This is a genomic window from Aliivibrio friggae, assembly GCF_057368515.1.
Genome location: NZ_CM170648.1, coordinates 1015906 through 1034269 on the forward strand (window position 1 = coordinate 1015906; position 18364 = coordinate 1034269).

At 38.4% G+C, this 18364-nt stretch carries 20 protein-coding genes; 6 read left to right on the forward strand and 14 right to left on the reverse strand.

What is annotated here, in order from left to right; translation table 11 throughout:
• Positions 1-49 precede the first annotated feature (49 nt).
• Entirely contained in the window at positions 50-1042 is a 993-nt protein-coding gene (gene gap / locus AC2INI_RS04740) for a type I glyceraldehyde-3-phosphate dehydrogenase (RefSeq protein ID WP_122035493.1), read from the reverse strand.
• 335 nt (positions 1043-1377) lie between these two features.
• Here gap and msrB point away from each other — a divergent pair, with 335 nt between their 5' ends.
• Positions 1378-1785, forward strand: a complete 408-nt coding sequence (msrB, locus tag AC2INI_RS04745) for a peptide-methionine (R)-S-oxide reductase MsrB (RefSeq protein ID WP_122035491.1) — start codon at positions 1378-1380, stop codon at positions 1783-1785.
• A gap of 92 nt (positions 1786-1877) precedes the next feature.
• On the opposite strand, the gene AC2INI_RS04750 is transcribed toward msrB, so the two are convergent.
• Positions 1878-2714 carry a DUF2989 domain-containing protein gene (locus AC2INI_RS04750; RefSeq protein ID WP_486305455.1) on the reverse strand — a complete coding sequence of 279 codons (837 nt, stop codon included), beginning with the start codon at positions 2712-2714 and terminating at the stop codon, positions 1878-1880.
• A gap of 119 nt (positions 2715-2833) precedes the next feature.
• On the opposite strand from AC2INI_RS04750, the gene AC2INI_RS04755 reads away from it, so the two are divergent.
• Positions 2834-3115 (forward strand): YeaC family protein, encoded by a 282-nt coding sequence (locus tag AC2INI_RS04755; protein ID WP_162922533.1) that lies wholly within the window; start codon positions 2834-2836, stop codon positions 3113-3115.
• A gap of 134 nt (positions 3116-3249) precedes the next feature.
• Positions 3250-3399 carry a hypothetical protein gene (locus tag AC2INI_RS04760; RefSeq protein ID WP_162922532.1) on the forward strand — a complete coding sequence of 50 codons (150 nt, stop codon included), beginning with the start codon at positions 3250-3252 and terminating at the stop codon, positions 3397-3399.
• A 23-nt stretch (positions 3400-3422) separates the two neighbouring features.
• On the opposite strand, the gene AC2INI_RS04765 is transcribed toward AC2INI_RS04760, so the two are convergent.
• Positions 3423-4268, reverse strand: coding sequence for an ion transporter (locus AC2INI_RS04765; protein WP_122036141.1), 846 nt, complete (start codon positions 4266-4268; stop codon positions 3423-3425).
• 584 nt (positions 4269-4852) lie between these two features.
• Between AC2INI_RS04765 and adhE the strand changes: the two genes are divergently transcribed.
• Positions 4853-7504 (forward strand): bifunctional acetaldehyde-CoA/alcohol dehydrogenase, encoded by a 2652-nt coding sequence (adhE, locus tag AC2INI_RS04770; RefSeq protein WP_122035487.1) that lies wholly within the window; start codon positions 4853-4855, stop codon positions 7502-7504.
• A 169-nt stretch (positions 7505-7673) separates the two neighbouring features.
• On the opposite strand, the gene AC2INI_RS04775 is transcribed toward adhE, so the two are convergent.
• The 3 genes from AC2INI_RS04775 to sodB form a co-directional block, all read right to left on the reverse strand.
• Positions 7674-8345 carry an SDR family oxidoreductase gene (locus AC2INI_RS04775; RefSeq protein ID WP_486305456.1) on the reverse strand — a complete coding sequence of 224 codons (672 nt, stop codon included), beginning with the start codon at positions 8343-8345 and terminating at the stop codon, positions 7674-7676.
• 222 nt (positions 8346-8567) lie between these two features.
• Positions 8568-9074, reverse strand: coding sequence for a VC2046/SO_2500 family protein (locus tag AC2INI_RS04780; protein WP_065591538.1), 507 nt, complete (start codon positions 9072-9074; stop codon positions 8568-8570).
• A gap of 208 nt (positions 9075-9282) precedes the next feature.
• Complete coding sequence (gene sodB, locus AC2INI_RS04785) at positions 9283-9867, reverse strand: superoxide dismutase [Fe] (RefSeq protein WP_122035481.1); 585 nt, start codon at positions 9865-9867, stop codon at positions 9283-9285.
• Between the two features lie 235 nt (positions 9868-10102).
• Between sodB and grxD the strand changes: the two genes are divergently transcribed.
• Positions 10103-10438: a Grx4 family monothiol glutaredoxin gene (gene grxD, locus AC2INI_RS04790; protein WP_060990545.1), complete on the forward strand. Its 336-nt coding sequence runs from the start codon at positions 10103-10105 to the stop codon at positions 10436-10438.
• Positions 10439-10595: 157 nt separating this feature from the next.
• Here the strand turns inward: grxD and AC2INI_RS04795 are convergent, their stop codons facing one another.
• The 3 genes from AC2INI_RS04795 to rnt form a co-directional block, all read right to left on the reverse strand.
• On the reverse strand, positions 10596-11909 hold the full coding sequence (locus AC2INI_RS04795; RefSeq protein WP_486305457.1) for a response regulator: 1314 nt from the start codon (positions 11907-11909) through the stop codon (positions 10596-10598).
• A gap of 196 nt (positions 11910-12105) precedes the next feature.
• On the reverse strand, positions 12106-13434 hold the full coding sequence (locus AC2INI_RS04800) for a Na+/H+ antiporter family protein (protein WP_122035477.1): 1329 nt from the start codon (positions 13432-13434) through the stop codon (positions 12106-12108).
• Between the two features lie 97 nt (positions 13435-13531).
• Positions 13532-14200, reverse strand: coding sequence for a ribonuclease T (rnt, locus tag AC2INI_RS04805; RefSeq protein WP_174213457.1), 669 nt, complete (start codon positions 14198-14200; stop codon positions 13532-13534).
• 200 nt (positions 14201-14400) lie between these two features.
• On the opposite strand from rnt, the gene motY reads away from it, so the two are divergent.
• A complete protein-coding gene (gene motY, locus AC2INI_RS04810) occupies positions 14401-15279 on the forward strand; it encodes a flagellar protein MotY (protein WP_122035473.1) in 879 nt (292 codons plus the stop codon).
• Positions 15280-15349: 70 nt separating this feature from the next.
• Here motY and AC2INI_RS04815 read toward each other — a convergent pair whose 3' ends face one another.
• The 5 genes from AC2INI_RS04815 to rsxG form a co-directional block, all read right to left on the reverse strand.
• Positions 15350-15784 (reverse strand): DUF2753 domain-containing protein, encoded by a 435-nt coding sequence (locus AC2INI_RS04815; protein ID WP_486305458.1) that lies wholly within the window; start codon positions 15782-15784, stop codon positions 15350-15352.
• A 144-nt stretch (positions 15785-15928) separates the two neighbouring features.
• Positions 15929-16345: a lactoylglutathione lyase gene (gene gloA, locus AC2INI_RS04820; protein ID WP_446703581.1), complete on the reverse strand. Its 417-nt coding sequence runs from the start codon at positions 16343-16345 to the stop codon at positions 15929-15931.
• Positions 16346-16389: 44 nt separating this feature from the next.
• A complete protein-coding gene (nth, locus tag AC2INI_RS04825; protein ID WP_122035468.1) occupies positions 16390-17025 on the reverse strand; it encodes an endonuclease III in 636 nt (211 codons plus the stop codon).
• Positions 17026-17043: 18 nt separating this feature from the next.
• Complete coding sequence (locus AC2INI_RS04830) at positions 17044-17730, reverse strand: electron transport complex subunit E (protein ID WP_122035466.1); 687 nt, start codon at positions 17728-17730, stop codon at positions 17044-17046.
• Complete coding sequence (gene rsxG / locus AC2INI_RS04835) at positions 17730-18362, reverse strand: electron transport complex subunit RsxG (RefSeq protein ID WP_122035464.1); 633 nt, start codon at positions 18360-18362, stop codon at positions 17730-17732. Before rsxG ends, AC2INI_RS04830 begins: the two co-directional genes overlap by 1 nt.
• Between the last annotated feature and the right edge of the window lie 2 nt (positions 18363-18364).

The following is an 18364-nucleotide window of genomic DNA, read 5'->3' on the forward strand; positions in this document are numbered from 1 at the left end:
GATACTAAAACCTTTTAAGTTAGCTTTCAAAGAAAGTCTAAACTAATGCTTACTTAGAAACGTGAGCGATTAGGTCAAGAACTTTGTTTGAGTAACCGATTTCGTTGTCGTACCAAGATACAAGCTTAACGAATTTGTCAGTTAGAGCAACACCAGCTGCAGCATCAAATACTGAAGTTTGTGTTTCGCCGATGAAGTCTTGAGAAACAACAGCTTCGTCTGTGTAACCTAGAACGCCAGCGTATTCGTTTTCAGAAGCACGCTTCATTTCAGCACAGATTTCTTCGTAAGTTGCAGCAGTTTTTAGGTTAACTGTAAGGTCAACAACAGAAACGTTTGCAGTTGGTACGCGGAAAGCCATACCAGTTAGAAGGCCGTTAAGCTCAGGAATTACTTTACCTACTGCTTTAGCTGCACCAGTTGAAGATGGGATGATGTTTTGAGAAGCACCACGGCCACCACGCCAGTCTTTCGCAGAAGGACCATCTACAGTTTTTTGAGTTGCTGTAGTTGCGTGAACTGTAGTCATAAGACCAGATTCAATGCCCCACTTGTCGTTAAGTACTTTAGCGATAGGTGCAAGACAGTTAGTAGTACAAGAAGCGTTAGAAACGATATCTTGACCAGCGTAATCTGCAGCGTTAACGCCCATAACGAACATTGGTACGTCACCAGAAGGACCAGTAAGAACTACTTTCTTAGCGCCAGCTGTGATGTGTTTACGAGCAGTTTCGTCAGTAAGGAAAAGACCAGTAGCTTCAGCAACAACGTCAACGTTGATTGCATCCCACTTAAGTTCTTCTGGGTTACGTTCAGCTGTAACACGTACAGTTTTGCCGTTAACTACTAGGTTACCGTCAACTACTTCAACAGTACCGTTGAAACGGCCGTGAGTTGAATCGTACTTAAGCATGTAAGCCATGTATTCAACGTCGATAAGATCGTTAATACCAACAACTTCGATGTCATTGCGCTCTACAGATGCACGGAAAACAAAACGTCCAATACGGCCAAAACCGTTAATACCTACTTTGATAGTCATTATATGTTGCTCCACAACGTAAATTTGATTTTCAGGTTTAAATTAACTGGTAGTAAAATTACAAAATCCTGAGCCAACCTGCAAGCGAAAATGCCATTTATCTTGTTTAAAATCAAAAAAAAGACCATATTCTGTTAACATAAAGAAAAATTCTTACGTAATTTATAGAAAGTCTGGTTATTTAATAACCTTAGTGACATGTTATGAAAAATAGTGACATAACTGTTAATGTCATTTTGCTAGGTTGCTGTAAAATTACTTCAGCAAATTATGTGCTACAAAGGTGATTATAAGCAAGGTTTAATTTAAATAAGTATTAAGGGGTAGATAGAGATATGGACAAATCAAAATCGTTTTCAGATCTGACAGAAGCAGATTGGCGAGGTAAATTGACTCAAGAAGAGTTTGATATTTGCAGAAAACAAGGCACAGAAGCCCCTTTTTCTGGCAAGCTATTGCATAATAAAGCGACAGGTACTTATGCATGTACCTGTTGTCAGGCTGTGTTATTTTCTTCTGAAAACAAATATGACTCAGGGTGTGGTTGGCCAAGTTTTGATGCACCAGTAAATGATCAGGCTATTTTATATATAGAAGATAATAGTCATGGTATGCAAAGAACAGAGATCCGTTGTCGTCAGTGCGACAGTCATTTAGGTCATGTATTTAATGATGGGCCGAAAACGACAGGCGAGCGTTTTTGTGTAAACTCAGTTTCTTTGTTTTTCGGTGAGAAAGAGTAATCAATTAGTTTCTATTGTTTAATTTAAATGTAACTAGATCTAATTGAAGATAAAAAAAGGAGCAATGTGCTCCTTTTTTAGTTCTTAAACTGTTATTTATTTTCAGTAGGTAATAAAGAGGCCTTAAAAGCTAAGTTATCTATGCTCTCTTTTATTAGCTCACTTGCTTGTTTGAGTCTTTCTTTTTCAACGTCAGTAAATTGATATAACAAATCAAGTTGTTGTTCAGAGGCAACTTGTAATTCATACCCTTTTCCAACAAGCGCCCAAACATAAGCGTGCTCTTTGTTCTTTTCTTTATGATTAATACTGGCGAGTGATTTAATTACCGTCGTATGCTGATTGTTGTCATAATCTTGCTCAGTAAGTAGTTCTAGCGCATGGTTAAGTATAAGGATGGTCTTATTACCATCTCGCTGGGTATAAAAGGTTGCGAGTGCATATTGTAGCTCTGTTGTTTCAAGTGCACTGGTACCTTCTAACTGCAAGAAAGCGCGTAAGGCATTTTTATCACCAGTTGCCCAACGATAAAAAAGTACTTTTGGTTCCTTTGAGTCTTTTAGTTCTAAAGTAAGTGCATCAATTGCATCATACGTATCTAGCAAGGCTTCGGTTCGTTTTGATTTTATTTCTTTTGCAGTAATAGGTTCTATTTGCGCTGCTGATGTCAAGCAAGTCTGATATTGATGAGTTGCTTTGATCGTTTTTAATTTATCTAAGTCACTATTACTTTTTAATACATCAAATCGATTAAGGATAAGAGCATCACGTTGTGAGCGACATTGACCGTCATTCATATTCAGTTGAGCACATTGTAAAGCTTCATGATCTTCACACAGTTGTTCAGTTGTCGGCTTAGAATCAAAGCAAGCTGATAATAAAAATGCAGTGGGAATAAGTAGAGCGAGTCGTCGAATAGTTAAAAACATGGTAATCCTGTAGAAATAAAAAAGGAAACGTGATCCATTACACCAATTTATCGGCAGCTTATTGACTAACATTAATCAAAAGATATGGTTTGCTTGCTGTTCATATTAGAGAGTACATAATGGATATTAGTAAATTATTAGAGTCGATGACACCGGAAGTATTTCAAAATCTACAATATGCGGTAGAGACTGGAAAGTGGCACAATGGAACTGCATTATCGGCAGAGCAAAGAAGTACTTGTATGCAGGCGATGATGTTGTATCAATCAAAACATAATAAAGAAGCGCAACACATGACGGTAGCTAAAGGTGGCGAAATCAGTCTTAAATCCAAAGCAGAATTAAAAAAGCAATTTTCAAAAGGACAAGAAGATATTGTTCGGGTTAATGTATCGTCATAATGATTTTTTGGCTTAATATCTCATCGTTAAGAATATTAATGCAACATTGATCCCAAAAAGAATCTATAAAATTGTCGATAAGAGTTTACTCGCGTAAGTTGTCGGCAATATCATAAAACTGAAGAACAAGTACGATGAAAAAAACAAAAGGACAGGTTTTAACTAAATTTGCTGCCATTACTGCAGTGTTCATATTACTTGCTGTTATTGCTGCGCCAAAATTCTTAGGTAATGAGCCAGTAAGCAATACTGCTCAAGGCTCATTAACGCTTTACACTGAATAAAATAGTTTCAGTGAGTTAGAAAATTAACGCGAGTTTGTATTTACGACTCTTTCATGAGGTTCTGGAAGCTCGCTACCACAGTGCTTACAATGCATTGCATCAGATTCATGCCCTCCCTTTACACAGTTCGGACACCGAACTAGATCTCTATGAGTGTTCATCTCTTGATTTAATTCAGCGGTAATTATCCCTGTAGGTACTGCTAGAATTGAGTAACCAAGTAACATTGTTATCGACGCAATAGCTTTACCTAATGCGGTATGAGGCACTAGATCGCCATAGCCGACCGTTGTGATCGTCACAATTGCCCAATAAATGCTTTGTGGAATACTGGTAAATCCATTTTCAGGCCCTTCTATCACAAACATTAGCGATCCAAATACAGAAACTAAAATAGCGACGGTACTAAAGAAAATAAATATTTTTCGCTTTGCCATTAGTAGTGAGCGTAGAAGTATATTTGAGTCTTGTAAGTAGCGAACCAGTTTTAATACTCTGAAGATCCTCATTACTCGCAATAGTCGAATGATTGCAATGTAGCTAGCACTTGGGAAGAAGAGGGCTAGATACGTAGGTAAAATAGCGAGTAAATCAATTACCCCATAAAAGCTTTTCGCATATGAACTTGGTTTTGGTGAGCAATATAATCGTAAAATATATTCGAGTGTGAATATTGCGGTAAAAATATATTCTAAACGCCACAGTAGTTCTCCATAGACAGCGTTGACTGAACTAATAGAGTCTAAGATTAGTGTTGCTTGAGAAGTCAGGATCAACACAATTAAGGCGATATCAAATCTTTTCCCTCCTTTCGTATGAGTACCAAAAATGATGGTATATAAATAGTGCTTCATTCGTTTCGTTTTCATAAATGTTGTTAGCGTCCAAGTCATTGCTCTTGAATAAGAATAATGAAAAAAATAGTGACTCTCCACCTTAACTTTATGGGGATTCGTGCGTTATCCCTCTTAAGTAGTAAGAATATTAATAATATAGTGATCTAGCTCAAGTTATTAAGTGGATAAAAGATGTGAATTTAATACGAGTTATGCCACTCTTTAGTGGCACGGAGATTTCACCACAATTTGTCTTTTTTGGTCGTTATTGTGTAACTTTATTACAACTTAATTTTTTCGTATTAATATAATTATTATTAATACCTGTTGTGACTTAGATCTTAAGTGAATGTAAGTTTGTGATATAAATCACTTTTATTGTGAGGTATCCGTAAGGGGTAAGACGAAAGTGGTAAATAAATTCTCATAACTGATCTGAATCAATACTTTTCAAATTGTGAAAGAATATAATCAGTTTTGAAAGCAATTTACTAAGAAAGCAAAGCAAGGTAACTAAGATAAATGGTTAAGCTGAGCTGCAAAAAAGGATAAAAAGCAGAATCCTTACTAAATAGTTTTTAATGAATTTTATAGTTTTTATTTTTAGGAGAAACAATATGCCTGTAACTAATTTAGCTGAACTTGATGCTCTGGTAGCACGCGTTAAAGCGGCGCAAAAAGAATTTGCTAACTTTCCTCAAGAGAAAGTTGATGCAATCTTCCGTGCAGCATCTCTAGCAGCTTCAACAGCTCGTATTGAACTAGCAAAAATGGCAGCAACTGAATCTGGCATGGGTATCATGGAAGATAAAGTTATCAAAAACCACTTTGCTTCTGAGTTTATTTACAATAAATACAAAGATGAACTAACGTGTGGCATCATCGATCGTAACGATGAAGGTGGCACGATCACTATTGCTGAACCTCTAGGTATTGTTTGTGCAATCGTTCCAACAACAAACCCTACTTCAACAGCAATCTTTAAAGCGTTAATCTGTCTTAAAACTCGTAATGGTTGTATCTTCTCACCACACCCACGCGCTAAAAATGCAACTAACTACGCTGCTAAAGTAGTATTAGATGCAGCAATTAAAGCGGGTGCACCAAAAGACATCATTGGTTGGATTGACCAACCATCTGTTGAATTATCAAACGGCCTAATGAAGCATGACGATATCAACATGATCCTTGCTACTGGTGGTCCAGGCATGGTTAAAGCGGCTTACTCTTCAGGTAAACCTGCAATCGGTGTTGGCGCGGGTAACACACCTGTAGTTATCGACGAAACTGCTGATATCAAACGTGCTGTTTCTTCTATCCTAATGTCTAAAACATTCGATAACGGTGTTATCTGTGCTTCTGAGCAAGCGGCAATCGTTGTTGAATCTATTTACGACGAAGTTAAAGCTCGTTTCGCTAAATACGGCGCGGTTGTTCTAAGCAAAGAAGACGCAAATAAAGTACGTAAAGTACTGCTTATTGATGGCGCACTTAACGCTAACATCGTTGGCCAACCAGCATACAAAATTGCTGAGCTAGCAAATGTTAAAGTCCCTACTTCTACTAAAATTCTTATCGGTGAAGGCCTAGAAGCTTCATGGGATGACGAATTTGCTCATGAAAAACTATCTCCAACGCTAGGTCTATTCAAAGCGAAAGACTTTGAAGATGCAGTACGTCAAGCGGGCATCGTATTAGACATAGGTGGTGTTGGTCATACTTCAGTACTTTACACAGACCAAGATAATAACGAAGAGCGTATTACGTACTTCGGTGACAAAATGAAAACTGCTCGTATTCTTGTGAATACACCAGCATCTCAAGGTGGTATCGGTGACCTTTACAACTTTGAATTAGCACCTTCACTAACGTTAGGTTGTGGTTCTTGGGGTGGTAACGCTATCTCTGAAAACGTAGGTCCTAAGCACCTTATCAACAAGAAAATTGTAGCTAAGCGAGCAGAAAATATGTTGTGGCATAAACTACCAAAATCTATCTACTTCCGTCGCGGTTGTTTACCAATTGCAATGACAGACCTTGAAGGTAAAAAACGTGCATTAATCGTTACTGACCGTTTCTTATTCAACAACGGTTACATCGATGACCTACGCTCAATCTTAAAAGAGAAAGGCATGGAAGTTGAAGTATTCCATGAAGTAGAAGCGGATCCAACATTAGCTGTAGTTAAAGCTGGTGCTGAAGCATGTGCAAGCTACCAACCTGATGTTATCTTAGCGGTTGGTGGTGGTTCACCGATGGATGCTGCGAAAATCATGTGGGTTATGTACGAGCACCCAGAAACTGATTTCGAAGACCTATCTATGCGCTTTATGGATATCCGTAAACGTATTTACAAGTTCCCTAAAATGGGTCAAAAAGCTGAACTAGTATGTATCACAACTACTTCTGGTACAGGTTCTGAAGTTACACCATTTGCTGTTGTAACAGATGAAAAAACAGGTCAAAAATACCCATTAGCAGATTACGAGCTAACGCCAAACATGGCTGTTGTTGATGCTAACCTTGTAATGGATATGCCTAAGTCTTTATGTGCATTCGGTGGTTACGATGCAGTAACTCACGCATTAGAAGCTTACGTTTCTGTTCTTGCAAACGAATACTCAGACGGTCACGCTCTGCAATCACTTAAGATGCTTAAAGAGTACTTACCAAGCTCTTACGCTAACGGTAAGAAAGATCCAATCGCTCGTGAGAAAGTACACAATGCAGCAACAATCGCTGGTATGTCTTTTGCGCAGTCTTTCCTAGGTGTGTGTCACTCAATGGCGCATAAATTAGGTGCAGAATTCCACATTCCACACGGTCTTGCTAACGCGTTATTAATTGCTAACACAGTACGTTTTAATGCAACTAACAACCCAACTAAACAAGCTGCGTTCTCTCAGTACGACCGTCCTAAAGCACGTGCTCGTTACGCTGAAATCGCAGAGCATTTAGGTTACCGTGAAGGTAATACTGAAACGAAAGTTAATGCATTACTTGGTTGGTTAGAAGAGCTTAAAATTGCACTGGATATTCCAATGTCAATTCAAGCGGCTGGCGTTAACGAAGCTGAATTCATGGCAAAAGTGGATTCAATTGCTGAAGATGCGTTTGATGACCAATGTACTGGTGCTAACCCACGTTACCCATTGATCAAAGAGCTTAAAGAAGTATTAATCGCTTCTTACTACGGTACGGCTTACGCTGACGTAATGGATGCACCAGAAGTGAAAGCAGAAGTTAAAGCGAAAAAAGCAAAGAAATAATTCGATGCTAAATAAGCTAAGATGTTTTCATTAATAATTTGAAAATATTGAAATGAAAAAAACCACCTTACTTTATAAGGTGGTTTTTTTATGTCTGTAATTTAGGCTTAAGCTATTAGAAGGAGGTATCGCTCTGATGGTGGTTTAATTGGTAAAGAAGCGGTGTTCGTTAAGCGGTTGCTTCAATAATCCGACCATTAAAGTAATCATTTTCAAGAATATATTCTGTGTTTTTTATAAGTTCTTGGTTAATTAAATTGAAGTTAAGTTCTGAAGATGTAGAAGAGAAGCGAGGAGCTACGCCACCAATGCGGATATTGAAGGGATTTAATTCTTTAGCCCAACTTTTTGTTAATCCTGCGAGTAATGCGGTCGAGCTTTCAACCGTTTTATCTTGCTGTGAATGCTCGTGATACCCTAAATTTATGATAACGCCTTCTTTGTTATGATCGCGCATATGTTGAGCGGCAAATTGACCATAAGTAAATAGAGTTGTCGCTAATTCAGTTAATTGAAAAGAGCCATGATTTTGGTGAGGCGTGAATAAACTTGGAAGGGCAACGTCAGTGTAGTTATTAATTAATACATCGATACCATGAGAACACTTATCATCAATAGCATGAAATAAATGGCAGATACTCTCTGAAGATTGATCCTTTAACTCAAAACTGATCACATTTTTATTAAGCTGACTACAGAGGCGATCTGTTTCAGCAAGTGCATCGCTATTGGAGTCTGCAATAATAAGAAGAGCACCAAGTGAGGCAAAATGGCAAGCAACTGCTCGACCCATAAAATTGCCAGCTGATGTGATCAGAATGGTTGAATGTTCAATTTTCATAGCATCCTTCCTTAGAAGAGCAGAATTAACTGAAATAGGTGCTATTAATATGGGATAGAAATGGGATATCTGCTGTGAGGTTTGTTGAAAATGAGGTTTAAATTGCATTCAATGATAGGATTTATGCACTAACTCACATAATTTCTATGAATAGGTTGTAAGGGTAATGCAGTAAACAGTGATGAATAGAGTAGAGACTTAACAAAGAAGATTAAGTGAGAGTTAAACGTATAGATTCATTTCTGAATGACGCTTAGCAGTAACTAGTTCATTGTAAAGATCTTGAGGGATAGCATTAAAAATCTCGTTACCTGATTCTAATTGACGGCGTTGGTGTCCAGATAAATTGTGGTAAACATCTTCTGGTAAATCACACGTGTCTTGAGGCATATAAGCCATTGCATCTGGTGCTAGACCATATTGCAACTTAGCACTAGCTAAACCGCCATTATGAAACTGGTTCGCTTGAGAAGCGGCACGAGAATAGCTCTCTTCATTGCTACGTAATATTTGAGCATCTGCAAGTTGAAAGCGTTGACGAAGCAGATCTTCGGTTACTTTCTTTTCATCTATTTTTTCAACAGGTGTATTTTCACGTAAGTCATTAGACAGTAAAGACATCATTAGGGCGAAATCTGCACGGCGACCTGCTTCCATAGCATGGTTTAGGTTTGAACCGTATTGAATTTCACTGATTAACTCGGCTTTATCTAAAGTATGTACTTTCATGAATCAATTCCTCTTGATGATAAATACTTATCGGAAAAGGATTCAAAAACTTTAGTCTTTTTAGGAAAATAATTGCCGTTTTTTTAATTTATTTTATAGGTAGGGCAAAGTGTTACCGTAAAATAAGGAAAATAAAAAAGGCCAGTATAAATACTGACCTCTTTGAGGCGATAATAACCATGAACGAGTCTGGTTATTATGCAATAAATTATTTAGCTAGGTTTTCTTCTACGAAAGACCAGTTTACTAGAGACCAGAACGCACCCATGTAGTCAGGACGTACGTTACGGAAATCGATGTAGTAAGCGTGTTCCCATAGGTCAACAGTAAGAAGTGGTGTAACGCCTTCTTCTGTTAGTGGAGTGCCAGCGTTTGATGTGTTAACGATAGCTAGAGAACCGTCAGCGTTCTTAACAAGCCAAGTCCAAGAAGAACCAAAGTTGTTGATCGCAGAATCTGTGAATTGTGCTTTGAACTCTTCGAAAGAACCAAATGCAGCATCGATTGCAGCAGCAACAGCGCCAGTTGGTTGGCCGCCAGCGTTTGGAGCTAGACAGTTCCAGTAGAACGTGTGGTTCCAGATTTGAGCTGCGTTATTGAAAACACCACCAGTAGAAGTTTTGATGATCTCTTCTAGTGTTTTGCCTTCAAATTCAGTACCAGGGATAAGACCATTAAGTTTAACCACGTAAGTGTTGTGGTGTTTACCGTGGTGGTAATCTAAAGTCTCAGCTGAGATATGTGGTTCTAATGCGTCTTTTGCGAATGGTAGAGCTGGTAATTCAAATGACATTGCTCATGTCTCCATGTTGTAAGAGGTCTACGCCTCACTAAATTCCAAAAATATACACTCAACTGAGTGTAGAATTTATTCTGACTTCGATCTGATTCTAGCAAGTTTTGATTTTATTAAAAGAAAAAGTGGTGAATTTTCAATAAATAATACCACCACAAATATTAGGTATTTTTTTCTGGCTGCATAACAAGTAGAATGGATACAACTTAGTGTCGACCCATTAGAGGATACAATGGAAACTATCGATAAGATCAAGCAACAAATTGCTGAAAACCACATCATTCTATACATGAAAGGCTCACCTAAGCTTCCAAGCTGTGGTTTTTCATCTCAAGCTTCTCAAGCGCTAATGAATTGCGGCGAGAAATTTGCTTATGTAGATATCCTACAAAACCCAGACATTCGTGCTGAACTTCCAGCATACGCACAATGGCCTACCTTCCCACAACTTTGGGTTGAAGGTGAACTAATTGGCGGTTGTGATATCATTCTTGAAATGTTCCAAAAAGGCGAATTAAAGCCGTTAGTTCAAGAAGCTGCACAACGTAATGCTCCTGAAGCTGAGTAATAAGTTAGAACGGTCATAATTATTTATGATTTGTTTAAAAAAAGCCCCGTAAATGAATACGGGGCTTTTTTATTATCTAGAGATTAGTAACTAACCGCTTCAGAACTAAATTGTTCATTTACTTAAGGACATTAGTATTGGCATTACCTAATCAAGATCATGTAGATGCTTTGGCTTTTTCAAAAGCAAGAGTCTGTAATTTTGCTAAGGTAGAGGTACCTTTTTGCAATCTAGCAAGCCACTTCGTTTCAACATACTCTTTCTCATCATCAAGCTTCATCTCGCAATACACTAAATAAACAATATAAGCGGTTTCATAATCGGTAATATCAGTATGTTGAATATCTGAGATCAAGCGATTAGCCTCGCCATATCGGTTCATCTTTAATTGCCATAATGCCGAAAGTGCTCTTTGTGCAGAAGTGCAAGGGATCCCACGTAAGCGACCTTTTAATTTTGCACTAACACGTTGCCAAGCGCTTTCTGGAGACCATTCTTGTAGGATCTCTTCTGGCGCTAGAAATAGATCACCCCAGGCAGCCATAGCTCGCTTTCCTGCTGAATCAAAGGCCGAATGTGGTAATAAATAGGCGTATTTTGTCAGTAAGTCGAACGCATCATATCGTTCGCCTTTTGCTAGAAGCGCCCACGTTAAGTGACTAAATCGTAAGTAGGAATAGGGAGCAAGCTCGAATCCTTTTTTCCAATAGCGAATGGCAATAGATAAATTATCACGTTTAAAGGCAATTTGTGCTTTTAAGTCTAATAGGTGAAGACTGCTGGTTTCATTTTTTTGGAGTAATGAGTCAACTAATTGATTAGCAGAGTCAAAGTCATTTTGTGCTATGTAGATTTCTGCTTGCTGAATCTCAACATCAACAGACTCTTTAATGATAGATAACAAGGCTTTATTGACGCTTAAGGCTTCAGATAATCGGTTTACTTTAATTAAGCGAGAAGTAAGTTTACGCATTGAGTCTTTGAGAATTATCTTATTTGGTGCTTTAAAAATAAGGGGCTTAACTCCTGAAAGCCCGTCCTTTGTGTAAGCGGCGATCATCCCCATAGCGAATTGACGTTTAATTAAGTCATGGTTAATGACCTTGATGATCTCTTCTGGGCGGATTGGCTTTTGAATGTATTTTTCTGGGATGTAATCCGTGTAGGCTAACTCAATTTGTGGGTCTTCATTACCCGTCACTATATAAACAAGTGTGTTGTCAGTAATTAACTTTAGCAAACGCAGTTGTTCTAGCATTTGAAGGCCTGTACTTCCATGACCTAAATTGTGGTCGACGAAAAGGACATCAAATTTTTGTTGTTTACAGTTGCCAACGGCAGCACCAGCAGTTGGGCAACAAACAATATTATTTGTTGGAACGCCTATGCGACTAAGCAATGCTCTAATAGCATTTTGAATAACGGTACTGTCATCAATGATGAGAAAAGAGGAGAGCTTAATTAATTTCATGCAAGATAATAGGCCGTGATTAAGGAGAGCGAGAGTATAACAACTGTCTCTGTGAAATATAGATAAAGCAGAGGTATAGTGTGAAAAATATTTGATCTTAATGCAAAAAGCAGTAGGATTAACTGCTGCTTTTATGTGGTTTTCTGTTTATTCATCAATATGATAAATAAGCATTATATTGATTCATATAAATGAACTATAAAACCATTGCTGCAATCCAACCAAATGCGATTAGTGGTAGATTGTAGTGCAAGAAAGTTGGGACAACAGTTTCCCATACGTGCTCATGTTGCCCATCTGCATTTAGGCCAGACGTTGGACCTAAGGTTGAATCTGAAGCAGGAGAGCCAGCATCACCTAACGCAGCAGCGGTACCAACCAAGGCGATAGTTGCCATTGGAGAGAAACCAAATGCCACCGCAAGAGGTACATAAATAGTTGCAATAATTGGGATGGTAGAGAAAGAAGAACCAATCCCCATCGTTACCAATAAACCGACAATTAGCATAAGTAATGCAGCTAATGGTTTATTATCACCAATTGATGTTGATAACGCTTGTACAAGAGTTTCAACTCCGCCTGTCGCTTTCATTACCGCCGCAAAGCCTGCCGCAGAAATCATAATGAAACCAATCATAGCCATCATATGAACACCACGAGTAAAGACGTCTTGAGTCTCTTTCCAAGCAATGACACCACCAAAAGTGAATACCATGAAACCAGCTAGTGCACCAACAATCATTGAGCCTGTTGCTAATTGAACAGATAGCGCGGCAATAATAGCGACAATTGAGATTTGGATATGACGTTTATTAAACGTTGGCGTCGCATTTGTTGCTTGCATCTCTGCATTATCAATATCAGCATAAGTACGTGGCTTACGGTAAGAGATAAATACAGCAATAAGAAGGCCGGTTACCATTCCTAGAGCAGGCAGAGCCATCGCTAGGGGAACTTGGCTTGCAACGACATCTAGATTGTTGTCATGCAGATTCTTTAACAAAATATTGTTTAAAAAGATGCCACCAAAGCCAACAGGAAGGATCATGTATGGGGTTACTAGACCAAATGTTAGAACACAAGCAATTAAACGACGATCAAGTTTTAGCTTATTAAACACTTGGATTAGTGGTGGGATCAAGATTGGAATAAACGCGATGTGAACAGGTACCACGTTTTGAGATGAGATTGTAATTAATAAAATTAGGCAAAGTAAAAGATACTTAACACCCGTCGCGGCATGTAGATTGTCTTTGCCATTAATACGTTTAATTACGTTATGCGCTAATAAATCAGTAACACCTGATTTTGAAATAGCAACAGCAAACGCACCGAGCATAGCATAGCTTAATGCAATCGTTGCACCGCCACCTAAGCCACCTTCAAACGCTGAAATAGTATCAGATAATGATAAACCACCCACTAATCCACCGATTAGTGCACTGAACGTTAAGGCAACGACAACGTTAACTCTAAGTAAAGCGAGAATAAGCATTACTGAAACAGAAAGAATGATTGGATTCATTTTGTTTAGTTTCCCTGTAAATGTTGTGTAGTCATATTAACCAGTAAACAAGCACGATAACGGTGCTTGCTTCTGGTTGATATCAGCAAATAGCCAATTAATTATTATTAGTATTTTCTTCTTCAGTTTCTGGCAATAGAGGCCAGCCACCAAGGTCTTTCCACTTGTTCACAATATGACAGAATAATTCTGCTGTTTTTTCTGTATCGTAAAGTGCTGAGTGGGCTTCTTTTCCATCAAAATCAATCTTTGCGGTTTTACACGCTTTTGCCAATACTGTTTGACCAAGGGCTAAGCCACTGATTGCAGCAGTATCAAAGGTGCAGAAAGGATGGAAAGGAATGCGTTTTAATTTAGCTCGTTCAGAGGCTTCCATCACAAAGCTGTGATCGAAATTTGCATTATGAGCGACCATGATCGCGCGGCGACAATCATGCTGTTTTTGTTCTTTTCGGATCAGTTTGTAAATTTCTTTTAAAGCAACATCTTCGGTTACTGCGCCACGCAAAGGACTGAATGGGTCGCGGATACCATTAAATTCTAATGCTTCTTTTTCAAGATTCGCGCCTTCAAATGGAGCTACATGGTAATGAATAGTACTAGCCGGTTTTAAATAACCTTCTGCATCCATTGCAAGTGTGACTGCACAAATTTCAAGTAAAGCGTCAGTTTTTGAATTAAAACCAGCGGTCTCAACGTCAATAACTACAGGGAAATAACCACGAAATCGGTTTTTTAATAAATTATGTTGCTCTACTTCAGTCATCATTCGGTACGTAAGAAAATGTTGGCGCTATTATTACAGATTATCGTTAGCATAAAAACTGTAAATAAGGTGTGATGAGGATATATTTTTTGAAGATAGCGAAAGGATAAATCAAATGAAGAGTCGATGTGAGTATTGTTGGTCTAATTTTTGCTTGAGTTAAGCTATCGTCAACGGCATGACCCATAGATTTAGGTATTATGAAAAAAACACTATTAACTTCAGCTTTGTTAGTAAGCTCACTGATTGCTACGCCAGTATTAGCAAATAAGAATTATGTAGCTAAGCCTGAGCAATCAAAATGGTCGATGTTAGAAAACTCGCCATTGGAGTGTCGTTTATCTCACAATATTCCTAATTACGGAAATGCAGAATTCTCTTCGTTTGCTAATAAAAAGATGAATTTGGATTTTGAACTGAAAATGAATCGCCCAATGGGAGAGACTCGTTCAGTTAATTTAGTGTCTATGCCACCACGTTGGACCCCAGGTGAAAGCGCAGATTCAATGACAAATTTGAAATTCTTTAAACAATTTGATGGTTATGTTGGTGGAACGACGGCATGGTCAATGCTAGCTGAATTAGAAAATGGACGTTTTCCTACTTTTACTTATGCAGATTGGCAGAGTCCTAAGCAATTGATTGAAGTTGCTCTTTCTCCAGTCGTTTTTCAGAAAACCTACAACGTATTTAGCATGTGCATTGCTAACTTATTACCGTACAGCTTTGAAGATATCTCATTTACGATTCTACACTTTGATAAGAACAGTGATGAATTAAATAAAGCATCGAAAAAGCGCTTATCTCAAATTGCTGATTTCATTAAATACACCAAAGATGTGGATTTAGTTTTGGTTGCTACCTATACCGATTCGAGTGGTAGTAAAAACGTGAACCAACAAGTATCTGAACGACGAGCGGTGAAACTTCAAAATTATTTTGAATCGATTGGCTTACCTGCTGACCGTATTCGAGTTCAATCTTATGGTGAACGTCGTCCTATTGCTGATAACGCAACACCAATCGGTAAGAATAAAAACCGACGCGTGGTTATCTCTTTAGGTAGAACGATTATTTAATGGCTTTAAGTCATAGTGACTCTAAAAATTATAATGTTTAAAGAAAGGTGTCTATTGATAGGCACCTTTTTTATTGCAGCTTGAAACTGGCAATCAACTCACATTGTACTGTGGTATCTATGTGTTGGATGTGCTTTGCAATCGCTGGATTTGGGTGTCGTTTCATAAAGTCTAAAAGCGCATTTTTACAACAACCTAGGTTAGAAACAAACGATTCGCAATCACTTCTTGGGCACTGAGGTACAAGAGTAAGCACTTTTTCTGAGGCTATTTCTAAATATTTTAGTTCGAATCGATTGTCATTTTGACTTCGCCAGAACTGCGCTAGATTATGGCAAGAAATAACTGAGATTGTTATTTGATCAATAAGACTGACTTCATCGCGTTTTGTTAACTCTTCTGAAATAGCAAAGGCCTGTTGATAATGAAGAATGGTACGCCAGAAGTCTTTATTCTTAAAAGATTGTTCCGCTAATATAGTGTGTTTTTCCCATAGTTCTATCATGATATTCCCTCAATTGGTCTTCTTTCAATTATGGAAATACTCTAATTGAGAATAGTTGTCATTTAAATGATTGGATATAAAAAAACCTGCCTAGATCGCAGGTTTTATTCAATTGAGTGTTTATTATCCGATCAGGCTAAGAAATTAGCCCTCTAGACCAGCTGAAGCACTCTTATTTTGGATAAGTTCAATCATGTAGCCATCAGGATCTTTTACAAACGCAATATGTGTTGAGCCACCTTTTACTGGGCCTGCTTCACGAGTGACATTACCACCAACAGCTTTAATTGCATCACACGTTTGATATACATCATCAACACCAATGGCAATATGACCAAAAGCCGTACCCATATCATATGTTTCTGTGCCCCAGTTATACGTTAATTCGATAACTGCACCTTGAGACTCATCACCGTAACCAAGAAAGGCAAGAGTGTATTTGTATTCTTCATTCGTGTTTTGGCGAAGAAGATCCATACCCATTACTTTTGTGTAAAATTCGATTGATTTATCTAAATCACCGACACGGATCATTGTGTGTAAAATACGTCCATTAGCCATTGTTTTGCTCCAGTTTTTAGTCTTATTTTAAAATATCTGTTTTTTTAGATGTCTGTTTTTTCTTTGAATTCACAGAGATCTTCAATCATGCAACTGCCACAACGAGGTTTACGAGCGATGCAGGTATAGCGTCCATGTAAGATCAACCAGTGATGAACATCTAGTTTGAATTCTTTTGGGACTACTTTTAGTAATTTCTTCTCTACATCGTTAACGGTTTTACCCATTGCCAGTTTGGTTCGATTAGATACTCGATATATATGAGTATCAACCGCAATGGTTGGCCAACCAAATGCAGTGTTAAGCACTACATTTGCTGTTTTATGACCGACCCCCGGTAGCGCTTCTAATGCATCTTGATCTTCTGGGATCTCACTATCATGAAGATCAATCAACATCTGGCAGGTTTTGATGACATTTACAGCCTTAGTATTGAATAAACCAATGGTCTTAATATACGTTTTTAGGCCATCAACCCCTAAGTCTAAAATAGTTTGAGGCGTGTTTGCTACAGGATAAAGTTTACGAGTGGCTTTATTCACACTGACATCAGTTGCCTGCGCTGATAATAAAACTGCGATCAATAATTCAAACGGCGTAGACCATTCAAGCTCAGTTTGAGGATGTGGGTTATCGGCTCGTAAGCGTTCTAATATTTCTCGACGTTTTACATTATTCATTCCGCTTAATGTCCTTAATTATGATACTCGTGCTCGTTCGATTTTTTCTTTTTCTTGCTTAGGTTGGCGATCCGCTAACTTTTTATCAATGACATTTTTCAGAGCAATAAGAAAACCAACCCCTAAAAAAGCACCTGGTGGAAGCATGGCTAATAGGAAGTGGCTATCGACATGAAATAGCTCAATACGTAATATCGTTGCCCAATCGCCTAATAATAAATCAGCACCATCAAATAACGTACCGTTACCAAGCACTTCACGCATCGCACCTAATAGGACAAGCACCGCTGTCATACCAAGTCCCATCCATAATCCGTCAAGAGCTGCAGGTATAGGGTCATTTTTAGATGCGAACGCTTCTGCACGGCCTATGATGATACAGTTGGTTACAATAAGAGGAATAAATATGCCCAGTGATAGATATAAACCATAAGCATACGCATTCATTAATAATTGAACGCAGGTTACGAGTGATGCAATGATCATTACAAAGACAGGAATACGGACTTCTTGTGGGATCCACTGACGAACTAATGAAACGATCACGTTTGAGCCAACAAGAACTAAAGTTGTAGCTATGCCTAACCCTAGTGCATTGGTCACTGTTGCTGAAACGGCAAGTAAAGGACAGAGCCCTAATAATTGTACAAGGGCAGGGTTGTTATCCCATAAGCCATTTTTAATTAATTCTTTATGAAGTGCCATTAGTTAGCCTCGCAATTAAGGGGAAGAGTTTGTAACTCCTCTTGATGCGTTTTATAGAACCATACCGCTCTTTTTACCGCTTTTACAACAGCGCGTGGTGTGATAGTTGCCCCTGTGAATTGATCAAATTGGCCGCCATCTTTTTGAACAGCCCAGTTTTTATCTTCAAGGTTATCAACCGTTTTACCTAAGAATGCATCAACCCATCGAGTAATTCGTATATCAATCTTATCACCTAAACCAGGGGTTTCTTGATGAGATAATACTCGAACACCTGTCACCATCGCTTCAGAATCGACACCAACAATGATCTTAATTGCACCGCTGTAACCATCTGGCGCAATCGCTTCTATAGCTGCGCCTGAGTGCTTACCATCTAATGAAGCTAAATAAATAGGCATTGGTTGTTCAGAACCTAAAGCTTCTTGGTTTGTCACTAAGATGCACGCTTTATAGAGTTCATTGTCATGCTGTGCTTTTGGCACAACTTGGTTAAGTGTAGACAGCAATTGTTGTTGTTGCTGGTAAGCAATTTGATCTTTTGTCAGTGCGAAAGTAATCGTTACTAAAGCCGTTGACGCAATGGCGAAAAGCACCAGAACAAGGCTGCTTTTTTTCATGGTTTTTAGCATTG

Excerpts from the sequence above, each read along its gene's own strand:
- gap (WP_122035493.1), bottom strand. The coding sequence starts at position 1,042 with ATGACTATCAAAGTAGGTATTAACGGTTTTGGCCGTATTGGACGTTTT.
- msrB (WP_122035491.1), top strand. The coding sequence starts at position 1,378 with ATGGACAAATCAAAATCGTTTTCAGATCTGACAGAAGCAGATTGGCGA.
- AC2INI_RS04750 (WP_486305455.1), bottom strand. The coding sequence starts at position 2,714 with ATGTTTTTAACTATTCGACGACTCGCTCTACTTATTCCCACTGCATTT.
- AC2INI_RS04755 (WP_162922533.1), top strand. The coding sequence starts at position 2,834 with ATGGATATTAGTAAATTATTAGAGTCGATGACACCGGAAGTATTTCAA.
- AC2INI_RS04760 (WP_162922532.1), top strand. The coding sequence starts at position 3,250 with ATGAAAAAAACAAAAGGACAGGTTTTAACTAAATTTGCTGCCATTACT.
- AC2INI_RS04765 (WP_122036141.1), bottom strand. The coding sequence starts at position 4,268 with ATGAAAACGAAACGAATGAAGCACTATTTATATACCATCATTTTTGGT.
- adhE (WP_122035487.1), top strand. The coding sequence starts at position 4,853 with ATGCCTGTAACTAATTTAGCTGAACTTGATGCTCTGGTAGCACGCGTT.
- AC2INI_RS04775 (WP_486305456.1), bottom strand. The coding sequence starts at position 8,345 with ATGAAAATTGAACATTCAACCATTCTGATCACATCAGCTGGCAATTTT.
- AC2INI_RS04780 (WP_065591538.1), bottom strand. The coding sequence starts at position 9,074 with ATGAAAGTACATACTTTAGATAAAGCCGAGTTAATCAGTGAAATTCAA.
- sodB (WP_122035481.1), bottom strand. The coding sequence starts at position 9,867 with ATGTCATTTGAATTACCAGCTCTACCATTCGCAAAAGACGCATTAGAA.
- grxD (WP_060990545.1), top strand. The coding sequence starts at position 10,103 with ATGGAAACTATCGATAAGATCAAGCAACAAATTGCTGAAAACCACATC.
- AC2INI_RS04795 (WP_486305457.1), bottom strand. The coding sequence starts at position 11,909 with ATGAAATTAATTAAGCTCTCCTCTTTTCTCATCATTGATGACAGTACC.
- AC2INI_RS04800 (WP_122035477.1), bottom strand. The coding sequence starts at position 13,434 with ATGAATCCAATCATTCTTTCTGTTTCAGTAATGCTTATTCTCGCTTTA.
- rnt (WP_174213457.1), bottom strand. The coding sequence starts at position 14,200 with ATGACTGAAGTAGAGCAACATAATTTATTAAAAAACCGATTTCGTGGT.
- motY (WP_122035473.1), top strand. The coding sequence starts at position 14,401 with ATGAAAAAAACACTATTAACTTCAGCTTTGTTAGTAAGCTCACTGATT.
- AC2INI_RS04815 (WP_486305458.1), bottom strand. The coding sequence starts at position 15,784 with ATGATAGAACTATGGGAAAAACACACTATATTAGCGGAACAATCTTTT.
- gloA (WP_446703581.1), bottom strand. The coding sequence starts at position 16,345 with ATGGCTAATGGACGTATTTTACACACAATGATCCGTGTCGGTGATTTA.
- nth (WP_122035468.1), bottom strand. The coding sequence starts at position 17,025 with ATGAATAATGTAAAACGTCGAGAAATATTAGAACGCTTACGAGCCGAT.
- AC2INI_RS04830 (WP_122035466.1), bottom strand. The coding sequence starts at position 17,730 with ATGGCACTTCATAAAGAATTAATTAAAAATGGCTTATGGGATAACAAC.
- rsxG (WP_122035464.1), bottom strand. The coding sequence starts at position 18,362 with ATGCTAAAAACCATGAAAAAAAGCAGCCTTGTTCTGGTGCTTTTCGCC.